Below are 13,679 nucleotides of genomic sequence, written 5' to 3'. Positions count from 1 at the left end.
TCAGGGCATCTCGTCCGGGTCGCACGTCGCGCGGCGCAGGCCGATCGTGCGCAGGGCCCGCATCAGCCCCTCCTCGTCACCCGCGCGAACGAGGTGGACGGCCCCGACGGCGGTGACGACATCGAGGTCACCCGTGGCGGTCTCGGCCCTCGTGCGCAGGACCACCCCGCTCGGCGGGTCCAGGGCGCGCACCCCCTGGAAGACGCCGCGCGCGTCCGGGTCCTCGCCGAAGTTGCCGGACACGGTGAGCACGGTGATGTCGGGGAGCAGGACCCGGGCGTGCGCCAGGGCGACATCGGGCGTGTGGGCGTGGGAGATGACCTGGAAGTGGGGGTTGCGCTGGATCCGCGAGCGCAGCAGCTCCAACTCCGCGCCCTCCGGTACGCCGACCACCAGGACCGTCATCACAATGTCCCATTCTCCGTGGTGGCCGCATACCCGTCGAGCGGGGCGCCGCCCCGCGCACCGTGTGAACCGCCGCGCCGTGTGTCGATGAGTACGGGCTCCGCCGCCGGTCTACCCTTCAGACCCATCGCCCGGGAGGAGCGGCAGATGACCGACATGAGGATGCTCGACCTCGGACCGCAGACGCGGATCGTGTCCCGTCTCGCGGCGGCCGTCCCGGACGCCGCACTCGCGGACCGGACGCCCTGCCCCGCCTACACGGTGGGCGACCTGCTGGGTCACCTCGCGGGACTCGCCGTCGCCTTCCGTGACGCCGCCCGCAAGGACCTGGGCCCCACGACGGACACGGATCCCGGCTCGGCCGCGCCCGCCCTGCCCGCGCACTGGCGCGAGGAGCTGCCCGCGGTCCTCGGTGAACTGGCCGAGGCCTGGACGGATCCGGCCGCCTGGACGGGCATGACCCGCGCGGGCGGTGTGGACCTGCCCGGTGAGATCGCGGCCGCGGTGGCCGCCGACGAACTGGTGGTGCACGGATGGGACCTGGCGCGGGCCACCGGCCAGGAGTACGCACCCGACCCGGGCGCGCTCACCGCTTCGCACGCGTTCCTGCTGGCTGCCGCCGAGGAGGACGACCGCGGCGGGGGCATCTTCGGCCCGGTCGTGCCGGTACCGGACGGCGCCCCGCTGCTGGACCGGGCCGTCGGGCTGAGCGGACGCGACCCGGGCTGGGCGCGGCCGACGGCCCCGTGACGCCCGGGCCGGTCCGGCCGGGCGCCGCGGATCCCGGCTCTCAGGTCTGGCACTGCTTCGTGGCCGCCGGGGACCAGCCGCTCCAGGCGGCGCCGTCGGCCCGGGCGTGGACGCGGATCTCCACCTTCACGGGGCCGCAGATCCGAGTCGTGCTTCCCACTTCGAGGGGGCCGATGCTCTCGCCGGCCCTGACGTAGGTCCGCCCGCTGCCGATCTTCTCCCAGTGACCGCCGTCGACGACGCGGAAGAACGCCTCGTAGGTGACGTTCAGCCCCTTCGCCGCCGTGTTGCGCGCCTTGATGTGCGCGGTGATCTCCCGGGTGGGGAACCTTCCGGCCGATCCCCGCTGGGCACTGATGCAGCCGTTGACGGCCACCCGGCCGGTCGAGGTCCCGCCGCCGCAGGCGACCGCCGCGGCGTGCGCGGGAGCCGGGATCGCCAGCAGGGTCAGCGCGGCCGCGCCGAGGACCGTTCCGGTGCGCCTGAGATGCAAGGTCTCATTCCTCTCGTCGAACCGTCGAACCGTCGAGCCGCCGAATCGTCGAGCGGCTGTCTCTGGACAGACCATGGCCCGCGGTCCGGCGCGACGAGCAGGGTTTCAGGGGCTTTTTCCCTCAAATGGGCGCAGTGGGGCCACCGGGGTTGCCGCTCCCTCGCGGGCCAGTAGACGGAGGATCTCGCGGACCGCGGCGCCCCCCGCGCGGTTGGCGCCGATGGTCGACGCCGACGGGCCGTATCCCACCAGGTGGATTCGCTCGTCGCGGACGGCCCGGGTCCCCTCGACCCGGACGCCTCCGCCCGGCTCGCGCAGGCGCAGCGGGGCGAGGTGGTCGACGGCCGCGCGGAATCCGGTGGCCCAGAGGATGACGTCCGCGTCGACCCGGGTCCCGTCCGCCCAGGCGACGCCGGTGGCGGTGATCCGGTCGAAGACGGGCCTGCGCTCGAGCACGCCCGAGGCCAGACCGGCCCGGACGGCGTCGTTCAGGGGGAGTCCCGTCACGCTGACCACACTCTGCGGCGGTAGTCCCCGGCGCACCCGTTCGTCCACCAGCCCCACCGCGGCCCGGCCCTCGGCCTCGCCGAAGCTCCCGTCGCGGAAGACCGGGGGACGCCGGGTCACCCAGGTGGTCTCCGCCGCCACCTCGGCCACCTCCAGCAGGTGCTGCACCGCCGAGGTGCCGCCGCCCACGACGACCAGCCGGGCCCCGGCGAACTCCTGGGGCCCCGGATAGTTCGCGGTGTGCAGCTGGCGGCCCCGGAAGGTCTCCTGACCCGGGTAGCGCGGCCAGAACGGGCGGTCCCAGGTGCCGGTGGCATTGATCAGGGCGCGCGCCGACCAACCCCCGGCCGAGGTCTCCACACGCAGCCGCCCCGCGTCCCCCTCGCGTACGGCGGACACGTCCACGGGGCGGCGTACGCGCAGGTCGAAGCGGTCCTCATAGGCGGCGAAGTACTCCCCGACGACCTGGGACGACGGTCGCAGCGGGTCGGCGTCCACCAGCTCCATACCGGGCAGGGCGTGCATGCCGTGGACCTTGCCGTAGGTGAGCGAGGGCCAGCGGAACTGCCAGGCGCCGCCCGGCCGGGGCGCGTGGTCAAGGACCACGTAATCGAGCCCCGCCCGCGTGAGGTGGTAGGCGCTGGACAGGCCGGCCTGTCCGGCGCCGATGACCACCACGTCGACCTCCGCCGGATCCATCGGCCCTGCCGCGTACCGCACCATTTCGTTCACGGTTCTACCAACTTGTGGCGGGCGCCGGATCTTCCCGGGCTACGGGGCGAGCAGCCCGCGAGAGCCGCCGTGCAGGCCGGCATCCGCTGTTGCTCCACCGGCTCGCCCGCGCCCGGCATCCGGCGGTATTCGGAGCCTCAGGCGGCGCTTGCGTCCAGTGGGTCCCCGCGGTGCGCACCGGCTCGGCGCAGCGTCGCCGGCACCGGGCCGGTCGGCTGGAGGGTGAGCCCCGGGAAGACCCCGACGCGTTCGCTCCCGCTGTCCAGGTGGAACCGCTGTGCCAGCACGGCCAGTACGAGCGCGGCCTCCACCAGTGCGAACCGCGCTCCCAGGCAGGCCCGCGGGCCGCCGCCGAAGGGGAACCAGGCGTGTTCGGGCACCGGGTGCGGGGCGTCCGCGTCCCAGCGCTCGGGAAGGAAGGCCTCCGGGTCCGGGAACCACCGGGCGTCCCGGTGGACCGACCAGGGGCTGGTCCACACTGAGGTTCCTGCCGGTACCGCCCGCCCGCCGAGGGTGGCCCCCGGCGTGGCCACCGCCGAGATCAGCCAGATCGGCGGGTAGATCCGCAGGGCCTCCTTGACCACCTGCTGGGTCCAGGGCAGCCGCGCGTAGTCGTCGTAGGTCGGCAGCCGTCCGCCGAGCACACGGTCCAGTTCCTCCGTCAGCCGGGCGCGCGCCCGGGGTGCCCCCGACAGGAGCTGCCAGGCCCAGGTCAGGGTGGTCGAGGTGGTTTCGTGCCCGCCGATGTAGAGGGTGATCGACTCGTCCCGCAGCTCCTTGCGGGAGAGCGGGCCGCCGTGTTCGTCGCGGGCCGCGAGCAGTCGGCTCAGCAGGTCGTCCCGCTCCGCGCCGGCCGCCGAGGCCGCCTCGTGCTCCCGTATGACGTGCTCGATCTCCCGGTCGAGCACCGCCACGGCCTCCCGCATCCGGCGCCGCCCGGGCGTGCGCACCCAGGGCGGCAGAAAGAGCGTCAGCCCCCGGAACTCCGCCCCCAGTTCCCGCTGCGCCGTGGCCATCGCCGCGCTGATGGGCGCCTCGCGGCCGGCGGCTTCGCTCCCGAACAGCGTCCGCACCGCGATCCGTTGGGTGAGCCCGGTCATCTCCCGGTGTATGTCGATCCGTTCGCCCGCGCGCCATCCGCCCGCCAGGGCGTCCGCGCACTCCACCATGGTGGCGGCGTACGAGCGCACCTGGCGCGGCCGTACGGCGGGCTGCACCAGGGCGCGTTTGCGCCGCCAGTCGTCCCCGGTGGCGACGACCACCCCGTTGCCCAGCAACTGGCGAAAGGCCCAGCCCGGTTCGGTCGGCCGGAAGGTGGATTCGACGGCTCCCAGCAGCTCGCCGGCGTGCTCGGGTCGGGACACCAGGATGTTGCGCTGCGGGCCGAGCGCCCAGGGCACCCAGTCGCCGTAGCCGTCGCGCAGCGACTCGAAGAAGGCCAGTGGATCGCGGGCGAAGGCGGGCAGGTTGCCGAGCAGCGGCCATCGGCGCGGCCCGCCGCCGCGGGCGCCCGGGGTCAGGGTCGCGGTCACGCAGGCATGGTGACAGCCGCCCCCGCGGGGCGCCAGAGAGCGGACGGGGTCTCCTCGGCGGCCCCGCGTCGTTGACGAATAGTCTTCGCGTAGATAATCTCTGGATAGATTATCTACTCAGGGAGACCACCCATGTGGGGCCGGATCCGGGTGGTGTACCGGATGGAGATCACCGGCAGCGGCGCCGACGAGGTCGGCCCGCAGATCGGCCCGGGCATCACCGCCGACTGGCCGGAAACGATGGCCTCGCTGGCCGAACTGGCGCTGCGCTGATGCCGCTCAGTCCCGGCGAGAGCCCCGGGTTCCTGTTGTGGCACGCCACCCTGCGCTGGCAGCGCGACATCGCCGCGGCCCTGGCCCCGCTCGATCTCACCCATGTGCAGTTCGTGCTGCTCGCCTGTACCTGGTGGCTCAACTCCCAGGGCGAGCACCCCAATCAGCTGGCCGTCGCCCGCCAGGCCGGTACCGACGTCAAGATGACCTCCCAGGTCCTGCGCACCCTGGAGAACAAGGGGCTCGTCGAACGTGAGGTCGATCCGGCCGATACCCGCGCCGAGCGGTTGCGCGTCACCGACGTCGGCGCCGACCTCGCGCCGCGGGCGATCGCCGCGGTCGAGCGCGCCGACGCGCAGTTCTTCCGGCCGGTGCCAGTCGGGGACGCGGTGGCCCTGCTCAAGCGCTTGGCCCGCCCCGAAGCCTGAGATCACCGGCCGCGGACCGGCGGGGGCGTCACCCCGGGGTCGCGGTTGCGCGGGTCCCGGGGAGGCCACGGGCGACCAGCCAGCCGTACGCCGCGTCCGCGGTGAACTCCGGCTGCCCGCCCGGGAAGAGGAGCCCGGCGGACGCGAAGGCCGGGTCGTCCGCGATGTCCGGCGTGTACGGGACCGCCACACAGGCCATGCCCGCGGCGTGGGCCGCCCGCGCCCCGGGCGCCGCGTCCTCGAAGACCACGCAGTCGGCGGGCTCGGCGCCCAGCCGGCGGGCCGCCTCCAGGAACACGTCCGGAGCGGGCTTGCCGTGCGCCACCTCCTCGGCGGAGACCGCCGTCGTCAGCAGCGCGTCCAGCCCGGTACCGGCCAGGACGGCGTCGATGGCCTCGCGCGAGGAACCGGAGGCCACCGCCATCGCCGCGCCCTCGGCGTGCAGCCGCTCGACGAGCGCGCGCATCTGCGGGAAGACCCCGGTCCGGGTGCGGGCGAGCTCCAGATAGGCGGCGTTCTGCTCGGCGAGCAGCCGGTCGACCGGCGCCGCGATCGCGTACCGCTCCCGCAGGATCTCCAGCGTCTCCCTGGTGCCGATGCCGATGAAGCGGGAGTGCTGCTCCCACGTGAAATCGGGGACCCCGTGCCGCTCCAGGGTGCGGCGTCCGGACTCGTAGTAGTTCGGCTCGCTGTCCACGAGGGTGCCGTCGAGATCGAATATGACAGAAATCATCTGCTGTACCCGTTCTGCCGCTTGCGTCCTGCCCTGCTCATCCTGTCAGGTTCTGGCGGCATTCCTTCCGACCGCTTCGACCAGCGGCAGCAGCCGGTGCGCCACCCGCTCGCGCAGGGCCACCTCCGTACGGGTGCGGACCACACCCGGGAGCTGGATCAGCCGCTGGATCACGTCCTCCAGGTGCGCGTTGTCCCGGGCCGCCACGCGGGTCAGCAGGTCGCCCCCGCCGGTGATGGAGAAGGCTTCGATGATCTCGGGTACGGCCGCCAGCGCGTCACCCACGTCGTCCAGGTGCCCCTGGGTGACCTCGATGTGAACGAACGCCAGTACCGGATGGCCCAGCGCTGCGGGGGAGAGCACAGGTCCGGTGCCGGTGATCACGCCCGTGCGCTCCAGCCGGTCCAGCCGTGCCTGGAGGGTGCCGCGCGCGACGCCGAGGATGCGGGCGTACTCGCGGACGCTGGTGCGCGGCTGCTCGATCAGCAGGCGCAGGATTCTGGTGTCGAGCTCGTCCACCGCCACGCCCCGACTCTACCAATGGCCCAGTTCACCCCGGCTGTTCCCGGCCGGGGGCCTGGTCGGTGTGCAGCCCGGGCTGGCCCCGGTAGAGCAGGCCCACGACCAGCACCGTCGCGGCGGCCGGCAGCAGCAGCCAGCCCACGGTCCAGCCGGCCCGCAGCAGCAGCGCCCCGAGGAACCCGCCGGCGAACATGGACAGGACGGAGAGGCCGCGCAGCCTCCAGCCCGCCGTCCTGAATCCGTACGTGTTCTCCCGCCCCATGGCCGAGGCACCGATGAAGGCGGTCATGGACCGGGTGACCAGCGTCGTCGGTACGCCCGGCACGTTCGCCCGCATGATCGTGGTGTTGCGCAGGCCCATCGCCATCGCCAGGGCCGCCGTCGCCACCAGATGCCGCGGGGCCGGGGACCCGTACTGCGGAGCCAGCCCCCAGCCGATGACCGCGGCGCTCAGGATCAGTCCCGCCTCGGCGAGGAGGCCGATGACGAACCAGCGCCTCCCGCGGATCTCGGTCACGGACTCCAGATGGGATCCGCAGACCACCCCGACGGCGAACGCGGCCAGCGAGACCCCCGGAGCGAGCGTCTCCAGCCTCCCCGCCCCGGCTGCGCCGAAGGCCAGGAACAGCACGTTGCCCGTCTGCATCGCCGTGAAGGCCGGCCCGAGCACCAGCAGGCTCGCCGCCTCCACCATCCCGGTCACCCCGGTCAGTACGAGCATCAGCGCGGGCATGTGCGGGGGGAGCAGCGGTGAACCGGCCGTTCGCCCGGCCTCCCGGTTCTCGTCCATGACGCCCGACAGTGACACGCCCGCCCGGGTCCTCCGCCACCGACATGCCGGAAGGCATAGGGTCCGGAGGATGAGTGACCTGTTGCTGGTGAGGCACGGCGAGACCGCCTGGAGCGCGAACGGACGGCACACGGGACGCACCGACCTCCCGCTGACCGCCCGCGGGATCGAGGAGGCCATCTCGCTGGCCCCCTTTTTCCGCGACGAGCGGCCCGCCCTGGTGCTGACCAGTCCGCTGCGCCGGGCCGTCGCCACCGCCCGGCTCGCGGGACTCACCGGCGGCGAGCCCGACCCCGACCTGTACGAGTGGGACTACGGCGGCTACGAGGGGATCACCACCGCGGAGATCCAGAAGACGACGCCGGACTGGTCCCTGTGGACCCACGGTGTGCCGCCCGGCGACGCCGACCACCCGGGAGAGAGCGCCGCCCAGGTGGGCGCCCGGGCCGACCGCGCCCTGGCCCGCGTCGCCCCGGTGCTCCGCGCGGACGACGGCAACGTGGTGCTCGCCGCCCACGGCCACTTCCTGCGCGTGCTCACCGCCCGCTACCTGCGCCTGGAACCCGAGCACGGCCGGCTGTTCCTGCTGCGCACCGGCACCGTCAGCACGCTCTCCACGGAGCACGATCTTCCGGTGATCGCGGGCTGGAACACCCGCCCCTGACGGCAGCGCCGACCGCGGCCGCCTCGCCTCGCGCGGCGGTGCGGTGTGCGTGACCATTCGTACATGGGTCACGACTCGTACATGGACCGGGGCGGTGCGGGTGCCGGACCCGAGCCGGAGGATCAGGACGCGGCGCTCAAGGCCAACGCGATCGGATTCCTCGACGCGCTCGTCATCGGACTGAACTCCACCTCGCCCGCCTACTCCCTGGCCGCCGTCCTCGGGCCGATCGTGGCGCTGGCCGGGATCTACGCACCGGGCGTGATGCTGGCGTCCTTCGTCCCGATGCTGCTCATCGCCGCCGCCTTCTACTACCTCAACAAGGTCGACCAGGACTGCGGGACGACCTTCTCGTGGGTCACCCGGGCCATGGGCCCCTGGGCGGGCTGGCTCGGCGGCTGGGCCATCGCCATGACCGGCGTCCTGGTCATCGGCTCGCTCGCCGACGTCGCCGTGAACTTCGGCCTGCTCGCCGTCGGACTCGACAGCTGGGCCGCCAACGAATGGATCACCCAGACCCTCACCGTCGTGGTGATCCTGGCCATGACCGGCATCTGCGTCATCGGTACCGAGCTCTCGGCCCACCTCCAGGACGTGCTCATCCTCGCCCAGGTCCTCTGCCTCCTGGCCTTCGCGGTGGTGGCGATCTACCGCGTCTACGCCGGCACCAGCACCCTCGACGAGATCGAGCCCTCCCTCTCCTGGCTCAACCCCTTCGGCGCCGGCGGCGCCGCCCTCACCGGCGGACTGCTGCTCGGCGTGTTCATCTACTGGGGCTGGGAGTCCGCGGTCAACCTCACCGAGGAGGTCAAGGACTCCGCGACGGCCCCCGGCAAGGCGGGCATCTGGTCGACCGTGATCCTGCTGGTCACCTACCTGTCCGTCGGCTTCGCGGTCGTCGCCTACGCGGGCACCGCCTACCTCGCCGAGAACGCGGGCGAGGAGGAGGCCATCTTCGCGGTGCTGGCCCACGAGGTCATGGGCGGCTGGGACTGGGTGGTGCTCCTCGCCGTCTCCACCTCCGCGCTCGCCTCCACCCAGACCACGATCATCCCCGCCTCGCGCACCGCCCTGTCGATGGCCCGCCGGCACGCGCTGCCGCACAGGCTGGCGCAGATCCATCCGCGGTTCCGGACCCCGGACGTGAGCACGTGGTGGGTGGCCGGCATCGCCATCGGCTGGTACCTGATCGTCAACCAGATCAGCGAGAACGCCCTCCTGGACTCGCTCACCGCGCTGTCCCTGCTCATCGCCTTCTACTACGCGCTCACCGGCCTGGCCTGCGCCATCTACTACCGCCGCCACCTGCTCGAGAACGTGCACAACTTCCTGCTGATCGGACTCGGCCCGCTGGTCGGCGCCGGCCTGCTGGCCTGGCTGCTGGTGGAATCGATCGGCGACATGTCCAACCCGGAGAACTCGGCCGGCGGCGTCTCCTGGTTCGGGCTCGGCCCGCCGCTGGTCATCGGCATCGGCATCGCCCTCGTGGGCGTGGCCGTCATGTGCTTCTGGCGGGTACGCGACGGCAGGTTCTGGCAGGAGCGGCGCACCGTCGCCGACCCGGCCCTCGTCCACGCAGGGAAGAGCCAAGGGGAGTCCTGATGTCCGTGGTCCTCGGGTACGACGAGTCGCCGGGCGCGGAACGGGCCCTGCACGTGGCACTGGAGGTGGCCACCGCCTTCGGCGAGCCCCTCGTCCTCGTCTACGGCGCGGCCGCTCCCGGCCCCGTCGGCGAGGAGTACCGCGCCCACCACCTGGCCGTGATCCAGGCCGGCCGCAGTGCCCTGGCCCACGCCGTGGAAGAAGCCGACGCGGCCGGCGTGCCGACGGCGGTCGAGGTGGCCGACGAGAAACCTGCCCAGGCGCTGCTGGACGCCGCCGAGCGGCACAACGCCCGGGTCATCATCGTCGGCAGCTGGGGCGACAGCCCGATGCGCGGAGCCCTGCTCGGCTCCACCCCTCACAAGCTCCTGCACCTGTCGCCCATCCCGGTGCTGTGCGTACCGACCGGGCCGGAGGACGCCTGAACAGCCGGGGTGCGGCTGCGTCCGACAGCTCCCTCCGACCCGGTCCGGATACCGGTCACTGGCGGTCCGTCAGGGTCCGGAGAGGGCGTTCTCGGGCTCGGCCCGCACCGGGGCGCGCCGGCTCACCTCCTTCCCGGCGCGCAGCCGGGTCAGGGCCGGACCGGTGATCGCCGTCGTCACCAGGGCCATCAGCACCAGCATGGTGAACAGCTGCGGACCGATGACCCCGAGTTCCAGACCGACGTTGAGCACCACCAGCTCGGTCAGCCCCCGGCAGTTCATGAGGGCGCCGATCGACAGGGACTCCCGCCAAGGCCTTCCGCACGCGCGCGCCGCACCCGCCGCGCCGCCCCATTTGCCGAGGAAGGCGACGAAGAGGATGGCGGCCGTCCAGAGCCACAGCCCGGGCGAGGCCGTCAGGCCCCCGATGTCCGTACGCAGCCCCGTGTGCACGAAGAACAGCGGCAGCAGCACGGGCACCGCGAACGCGCGCAGCCGGGCCGCCGAGGCTTCGATGCGCCGCCCGGTCCGCGGGGTGACCACCCCGAACAGGAACGCCCCGAACAGCGCGTGCACCCCGATCAGATCGGTGGCCAGCGCCGACAGGCTGAGCCCGCTGAAGAGCGCCACCAGGACCGCCGCGTCCCCGCCCCGGTCGACACGGTCCGCCCAGCGGGCCAGCAGCGGTCGCACCGCATACATCATGACGAGGGTGAAGGCCACGGCGAGCCCGGCCGTGGTGGCCGCCTCGATCGGGGACCCGGCCGTGGAGAGGGCCACCACCAGGGCCAGCAGGCACCACGCCACGACGTCGTCCACGGCCGCGCAGGCCATGGCGAGGGCGCCGAGAGGGGTCCCGTACAGGCCCCGGTCGATGAGGATCCGGGCGAGGACCGGGAAGGCGGTGATGCTCATGGCCACGGCCATGAACAGGATGAACGGCATCCGGCCCACCCCCTCCGGGGCGAAGGCGCCGTACATCGCGAGGGCGAGGAGCGCTCCCAGCGCCAGCGGCAGCAGCATGCCCGCCTGACTCACGGCCACCGCCACACGGGTGTGACCGCGCAGGCTCCCCAGGTCCAGCTCCAGCCCGACCAGAAACATGAAGGCGAGCAGCCCGAGCTGACCGAGCACCGAGGTGTACGGCAGTACGGACGGCGGGAAGAGCGCGTGCTGCGCCTGCGGCCAGAGCCAGCCCAGCAGCGAGGGGCCCAGCAGGATGCCGGTGGCGATCTCGCCCACCACGGGCGGCTGCCCGAACCGGCGGCAGACGGCCGCCCCCACCTGACTCGCCAGGATCACCACCGGAACGGCGACCAGCAGGGCGGGCAGCGGATCAACGGACGGCACGGGTCCCTCCTTCGGGTGCGGCGGGGCGCAGCGCGGCGGGCATATCGCGGTGCGCGGCCGGCCGCCCGGCCGGCTGCGGGGCCGCGGCCGCCGCCGACCACGGGGCGTACCGGCGCAGCCCGTAGAGCAGCGGCTGACCGTCGTCGCGCACCGTCACCCGGCCGACCTCGGCGAAGACGGCCGTGTGGTCCCCGAAGCCGACGGTTCTGACCACGCCGCAGTCCGCGACGGCGTGCGCGTCCGCCGTCAGGTGCGGGCCGCCCGCCCCCAGCGGCAGCCGCCATTCGACGCGGTCGAAGCGGTCGGGCGCCCCGGAGGCGAACAGGTCCGAGGTGCCGCGGGCCCGCTCGTGCAGCAGGTTCAGGGCGAAGTGCCCCTCGGCGAGCAGCACTGCGAGGGTCGGGCTCGCGGCCCGTATGCACACCACGAGCGTCGCCGGTTCGAGGGCGACGCTCGCGAGGGAGGTGCAGGTCAGGCCGTGCGGCACGGAATCGGAATCCAGTGTGGTGACGACGGACACCCCGGTGGGGAAGGCGGCCATGAAGGGACGGAGGTCCGCGGGCCGGCCCCCGGCCGACTCGTCCGGTGCGGTGGGATGGGGCACGGAGCGATGGGGCATGTCTGACTCCTGAGGTGGCTGAAGCAACTGCGGCCCGGCAGCCGGCGGGTGAGCCGTGCTGCCGGGCCGTGGGAGCGGTGGGCCTTACGCGCCGTGCAGTTGGCGCAGGTAGTCGTAGGCACTGGGCAGGGTCTCCAGCAGGTTCTGCTGCTGGCGCTTGACCGCGTCGAAGAGGGGTTCGGCACCGGCCACCGAGTCCGGGCGGTGCGCCAGGGAGGGCAGCGGGGCGTCCGGCTCCAGGCCGAGGCCGGCGAAGATGCAGTAGTAGCTGCCGTTGGTCCAGAAGTTGCGGAATTCGGCCTCGAAGTTGCCGTAGTACGTCGACTCGTCGGTGATCGGCGAGTTGATGGGCAGGCCGGCCTTGTAGGCGGAGATCTTCTGCTGGATGTTGTCGGGGAGGGTCAGCTTCTTGTTGGCCTGCCAGAACGGCGTGTCGTTGCGCGGCGCGTAGAAGAAGTGCGCCTGGATGAAGTCGCGGGTGTCGTCGAACATCACCTCGATCTCGTGGTTGAAGCTGTCGACCAGGCCCTCGTTGAAGGTCTTGTCCGGGAAGTGCTTGGCCAGCTGGTAGATGGCGGCGGTGATGAAGTAGATGCCGGTCGACTCCAGCGGCTCCAGGAAGCAGGAGGACAGGCCGATGCTGACGACGTTCTTCACCCACGCGCGGCGGTTGCGGCCGACGCGGAAGCGGATGTGGTTGAACTTCGTCTCCTCCACGTCCAGGCCCCACATGTCCGCGAACTCGCGGGTGGCGGTGTCCTGGTCGGCGAACTTGCTGGAGTACACGTAGCCGGTGCCGAAGCGGCCCAGCATGGGGATCTTCCACGCCCAGCCGGAGGACATGGCGATCGCCGACGTGTACGGCTCCACGCCGCCCGCCTCGTCGTCGTGCGGCACGGCCGTCGCCACCGCGCTGTCGCACAGCAGGTGGTCGCTCATGTCGATGAAGGGCTCCTCCAGCGCCTGGTTGATCAGCAGGCCGCGGAAGCCCGAGCAGTCCACGAACAGGTCGGCGTCCAGGGCCAGTCCGCCCTTGGTGTGCAGCGTGGTCACGTAGCCGCGGCCGTCCTGCTCGACCCGCACCATCTCGTCCTGTACGTGGTTCACGCCCTGCTTCTCGGTGCTGAAGCGGCGCAGGAAGTCGGCGACCAGCTGGGCGTCGAAGTGCCAGGCGTACCGGGTCGCCGGCCGGCCGTCGAGCCAGCGCGGGGCCTTCATGGCGTCCATCACCGGGGGCTCGCGGAAGCAGGCGTAGTCGAACGGCTCGGTGGTGCGGCCCTCGTACTTGCGCTTGAACCAGTAGTGCGACAGCGGGGTCTGGTCGTAGTCGGGGAGCAGCCCGAAGGGGTGGTAGAAGTGGTCCGGACCGCCGCCCGGCAGCTCGCGCGCCGTCGAATCGCCCTGTCCCTCGGTCCTCCAGTTGACGAAGCGCACGGCCATCTTGAAGCTCGCGTTGCACTCCCGCATCCACTCGTCCTCGGCGATGCCCAGGTAGTCGAAGAAGGAACGCTGGAGGTTGGGCACGGTGGCCTCGCCGACACCGATGCGCGGGATCGACGGCGCTTCGAGCACGGTGATGTCGACCGTTCCCTGCAGCGCCTTTCCGAGGTATGCGGCCGTCATCCAGCCGGCCGTGCCGCCGCCCAGGATGACGACCTTCTGAAGCCGGGTGTCGCTGCTGGTCATGAAACAGCCCTCATTTCGGATTCGGCGGTTCGGGGGTTCGGGTGGTCGTGCTCATCAGTGTCGAAAGCCGCCCTATCACCGCTCTACACCGATGCGATCCGGCCGTTGTAGGGCCGTCGTAGACCCCCCGGACACACTCCTCGCAGGCAGAGCGGCAGGCTGAAAACC

The 13,679-nt window shown here is 72.4% G+C and carries 16 protein-coding genes; 6 read left to right on the top strand and 10 right to left on the bottom strand.

Annotation, left to right across the window (positions count from 1 at the left end):
* Entirely contained in the window at positions 1 to 405 is a 405-nt protein-coding gene (locus ACIQZO_RS17780) for a hypothetical protein (RefSeq protein WP_403626931.1), read from the bottom strand.
* 147 nt (positions 406 to 552) lie between these two features.
* Between ACIQZO_RS17780 and ACIQZO_RS17775 the strand changes: the two genes are divergently transcribed.
* Positions 553 to 1,155, top strand: a complete 603-nt coding sequence (locus tag ACIQZO_RS17775) for a TIGR03086 family metal-binding protein (RefSeq protein ID WP_403626928.1) — start codon at positions 553 to 555, stop codon at positions 1,153 to 1,155.
* Between the two features lie 40 nt (positions 1,156 to 1,195).
* Here ACIQZO_RS17775 and ACIQZO_RS17770 read toward each other — a convergent pair whose 3' ends face one another.
* The 3 genes from ACIQZO_RS17770 to ACIQZO_RS17760 all read right to left on the bottom strand — a co-directional run bounded on the left by ACIQZO_RS17770 (position 1,196) and on the right by ACIQZO_RS17760 (position 4,419).
* Positions 1,196 to 1,648, bottom strand: a complete 453-nt coding sequence (locus ACIQZO_RS17770) for a hypothetical protein (protein WP_403626925.1) — start codon at positions 1,646 to 1,648, stop codon at positions 1,196 to 1,198.
* 105 nt (positions 1,649 to 1,753) lie between these two features.
* A complete protein-coding gene (locus ACIQZO_RS17765) occupies positions 1,754 to 2,878 on the bottom strand; it encodes an FAD-dependent oxidoreductase (RefSeq protein ID WP_403627041.1) in 1,125 nt (374 codons plus the stop codon).
* 146 nt (positions 2,879 to 3,024) lie between these two features.
* Positions 3,025 to 4,419, bottom strand: coding sequence for a cytochrome P450 (locus ACIQZO_RS17760; RefSeq protein WP_403626922.1), 1,395 nt, complete (start codon positions 4,417 to 4,419; stop codon positions 3,025 to 3,027).
* Between the two features lie 132 nt (positions 4,420 to 4,551).
* Between ACIQZO_RS17760 and ACIQZO_RS17755 the strand changes: the two genes are divergently transcribed.
* Positions 4,552 to 4,692 (top strand): hypothetical protein, encoded by a 141-nt coding sequence (locus tag ACIQZO_RS17755; RefSeq protein ID WP_403626919.1) that lies wholly within the window; start codon positions 4,552 to 4,554, stop codon positions 4,690 to 4,692.
* Positions 4,692 to 5,120 carry a MarR family winged helix-turn-helix transcriptional regulator gene (locus tag ACIQZO_RS17750; protein WP_403626916.1) on the top strand — a complete coding sequence of 143 codons (429 nt, stop codon included), beginning with the start codon at positions 4,692 to 4,694 and terminating at the stop codon, positions 5,118 to 5,120. Before ACIQZO_RS17755 ends, ACIQZO_RS17750 begins: the two co-directional genes overlap by 1 nt.
* 28 nt (positions 5,121 to 5,148) lie before the next feature.
* Here the strand turns inward: ACIQZO_RS17750 and ACIQZO_RS17745 are convergent, their stop codons facing one another.
* From ACIQZO_RS17745 to ACIQZO_RS17735, 3 genes are read right to left on the bottom strand one after another with little or no spacing between them, the layout of a single operon-like run.
* A complete protein-coding gene (locus ACIQZO_RS17745) occupies positions 5,149 to 5,853 on the bottom strand; it encodes an HAD family hydrolase (RefSeq protein WP_403626913.1) in 705 nt (234 codons plus the stop codon).
* Positions 5,854 to 5,898: 45 nt separating this feature from the next.
* Entirely contained in the window at positions 5,899 to 6,378 is a 480-nt protein-coding gene (locus ACIQZO_RS17740; protein ID WP_403626910.1) for an Lrp/AsnC family transcriptional regulator, read from the bottom strand.
* Positions 6,379 to 6,403: 25 nt separating this feature from the next.
* Positions 6,404 to 7,165, bottom strand: a complete 762-nt coding sequence (locus ACIQZO_RS17735) for a YoaK family protein (RefSeq protein WP_403626906.1) — start codon at positions 7,163 to 7,165, stop codon at positions 6,404 to 6,406.
* A 70-nt stretch (positions 7,166 to 7,235) separates the two neighbouring features.
* Here ACIQZO_RS17735 and ACIQZO_RS17730 point away from each other — a divergent pair, with 70 nt between their 5' ends.
* The 3 genes from ACIQZO_RS17730 (at position 7,236) to ACIQZO_RS17720 (ending at position 9,856) form a co-directional block, all read left to right on the top strand.
* Positions 7,236 to 7,829, top strand: a complete 594-nt coding sequence (locus tag ACIQZO_RS17730; protein WP_403626903.1) for a histidine phosphatase family protein — start codon at positions 7,236 to 7,238, stop codon at positions 7,827 to 7,829.
* A gap of 63 nt (positions 7,830 to 7,892) precedes the next feature.
* Positions 7,893 to 9,431, top strand: coding sequence for an APC family permease (locus ACIQZO_RS17725; RefSeq protein ID WP_403626900.1), 1,539 nt, complete (start codon positions 7,893 to 7,895; stop codon positions 9,429 to 9,431).
* Positions 9,431 to 9,856, top strand: coding sequence for a universal stress protein (locus ACIQZO_RS17720; protein ID WP_403626897.1), 426 nt, complete (start codon positions 9,431 to 9,433; stop codon positions 9,854 to 9,856). The genes ACIQZO_RS17725 and ACIQZO_RS17720 overlap by 1 nt, the downstream gene beginning before the upstream one ends.
* A gap of 69 nt (positions 9,857 to 9,925) precedes the next feature.
* On the opposite strand, the gene ACIQZO_RS17715 is transcribed toward ACIQZO_RS17720, so the two are convergent.
* The 3 genes from ACIQZO_RS17715 to ACIQZO_RS17705 form a co-directional block, all read right to left on the bottom strand.
* Complete coding sequence (locus ACIQZO_RS17715; protein ID WP_403626894.1) at positions 9,926 to 11,206, bottom strand: cation:proton antiporter; 1,281 nt, start codon at positions 11,204 to 11,206, stop codon at positions 9,926 to 9,928.
* On the bottom strand, positions 11,193 to 11,825 hold the full coding sequence (locus ACIQZO_RS17710; protein WP_403626891.1) for a flavin reductase family protein: 633 nt from the start codon (positions 11,823 to 11,825) through the stop codon (positions 11,193 to 11,195). The genes ACIQZO_RS17715 and ACIQZO_RS17710 overlap by 14 nt, the downstream gene beginning before the upstream one ends.
* Before the next feature lie 84 nt (positions 11,826 to 11,909).
* Entirely contained in the window at positions 11,910 to 13,511 is a 1,602-nt protein-coding gene (locus ACIQZO_RS17705; protein ID WP_403626888.1) for a tryptophan halogenase family protein, read from the bottom strand.
* Between the last annotated feature and the right edge of the window lie 168 nt (positions 13,512 to 13,679).

The sequence above is a fragment of the Streptomyces sp. NPDC097617 genome (genome assembly GCF_044761485.1).
Taxonomy (GTDB): domain Bacteria; phylum Actinomycetota; class Actinomycetes; order Streptomycetales; family Streptomycetaceae; genus Streptomyces.
The sequence above is the reverse complement of the archived record's forward strand: the minus strand, read 5'-3'. Positions and strand labels throughout refer to the sequence as shown.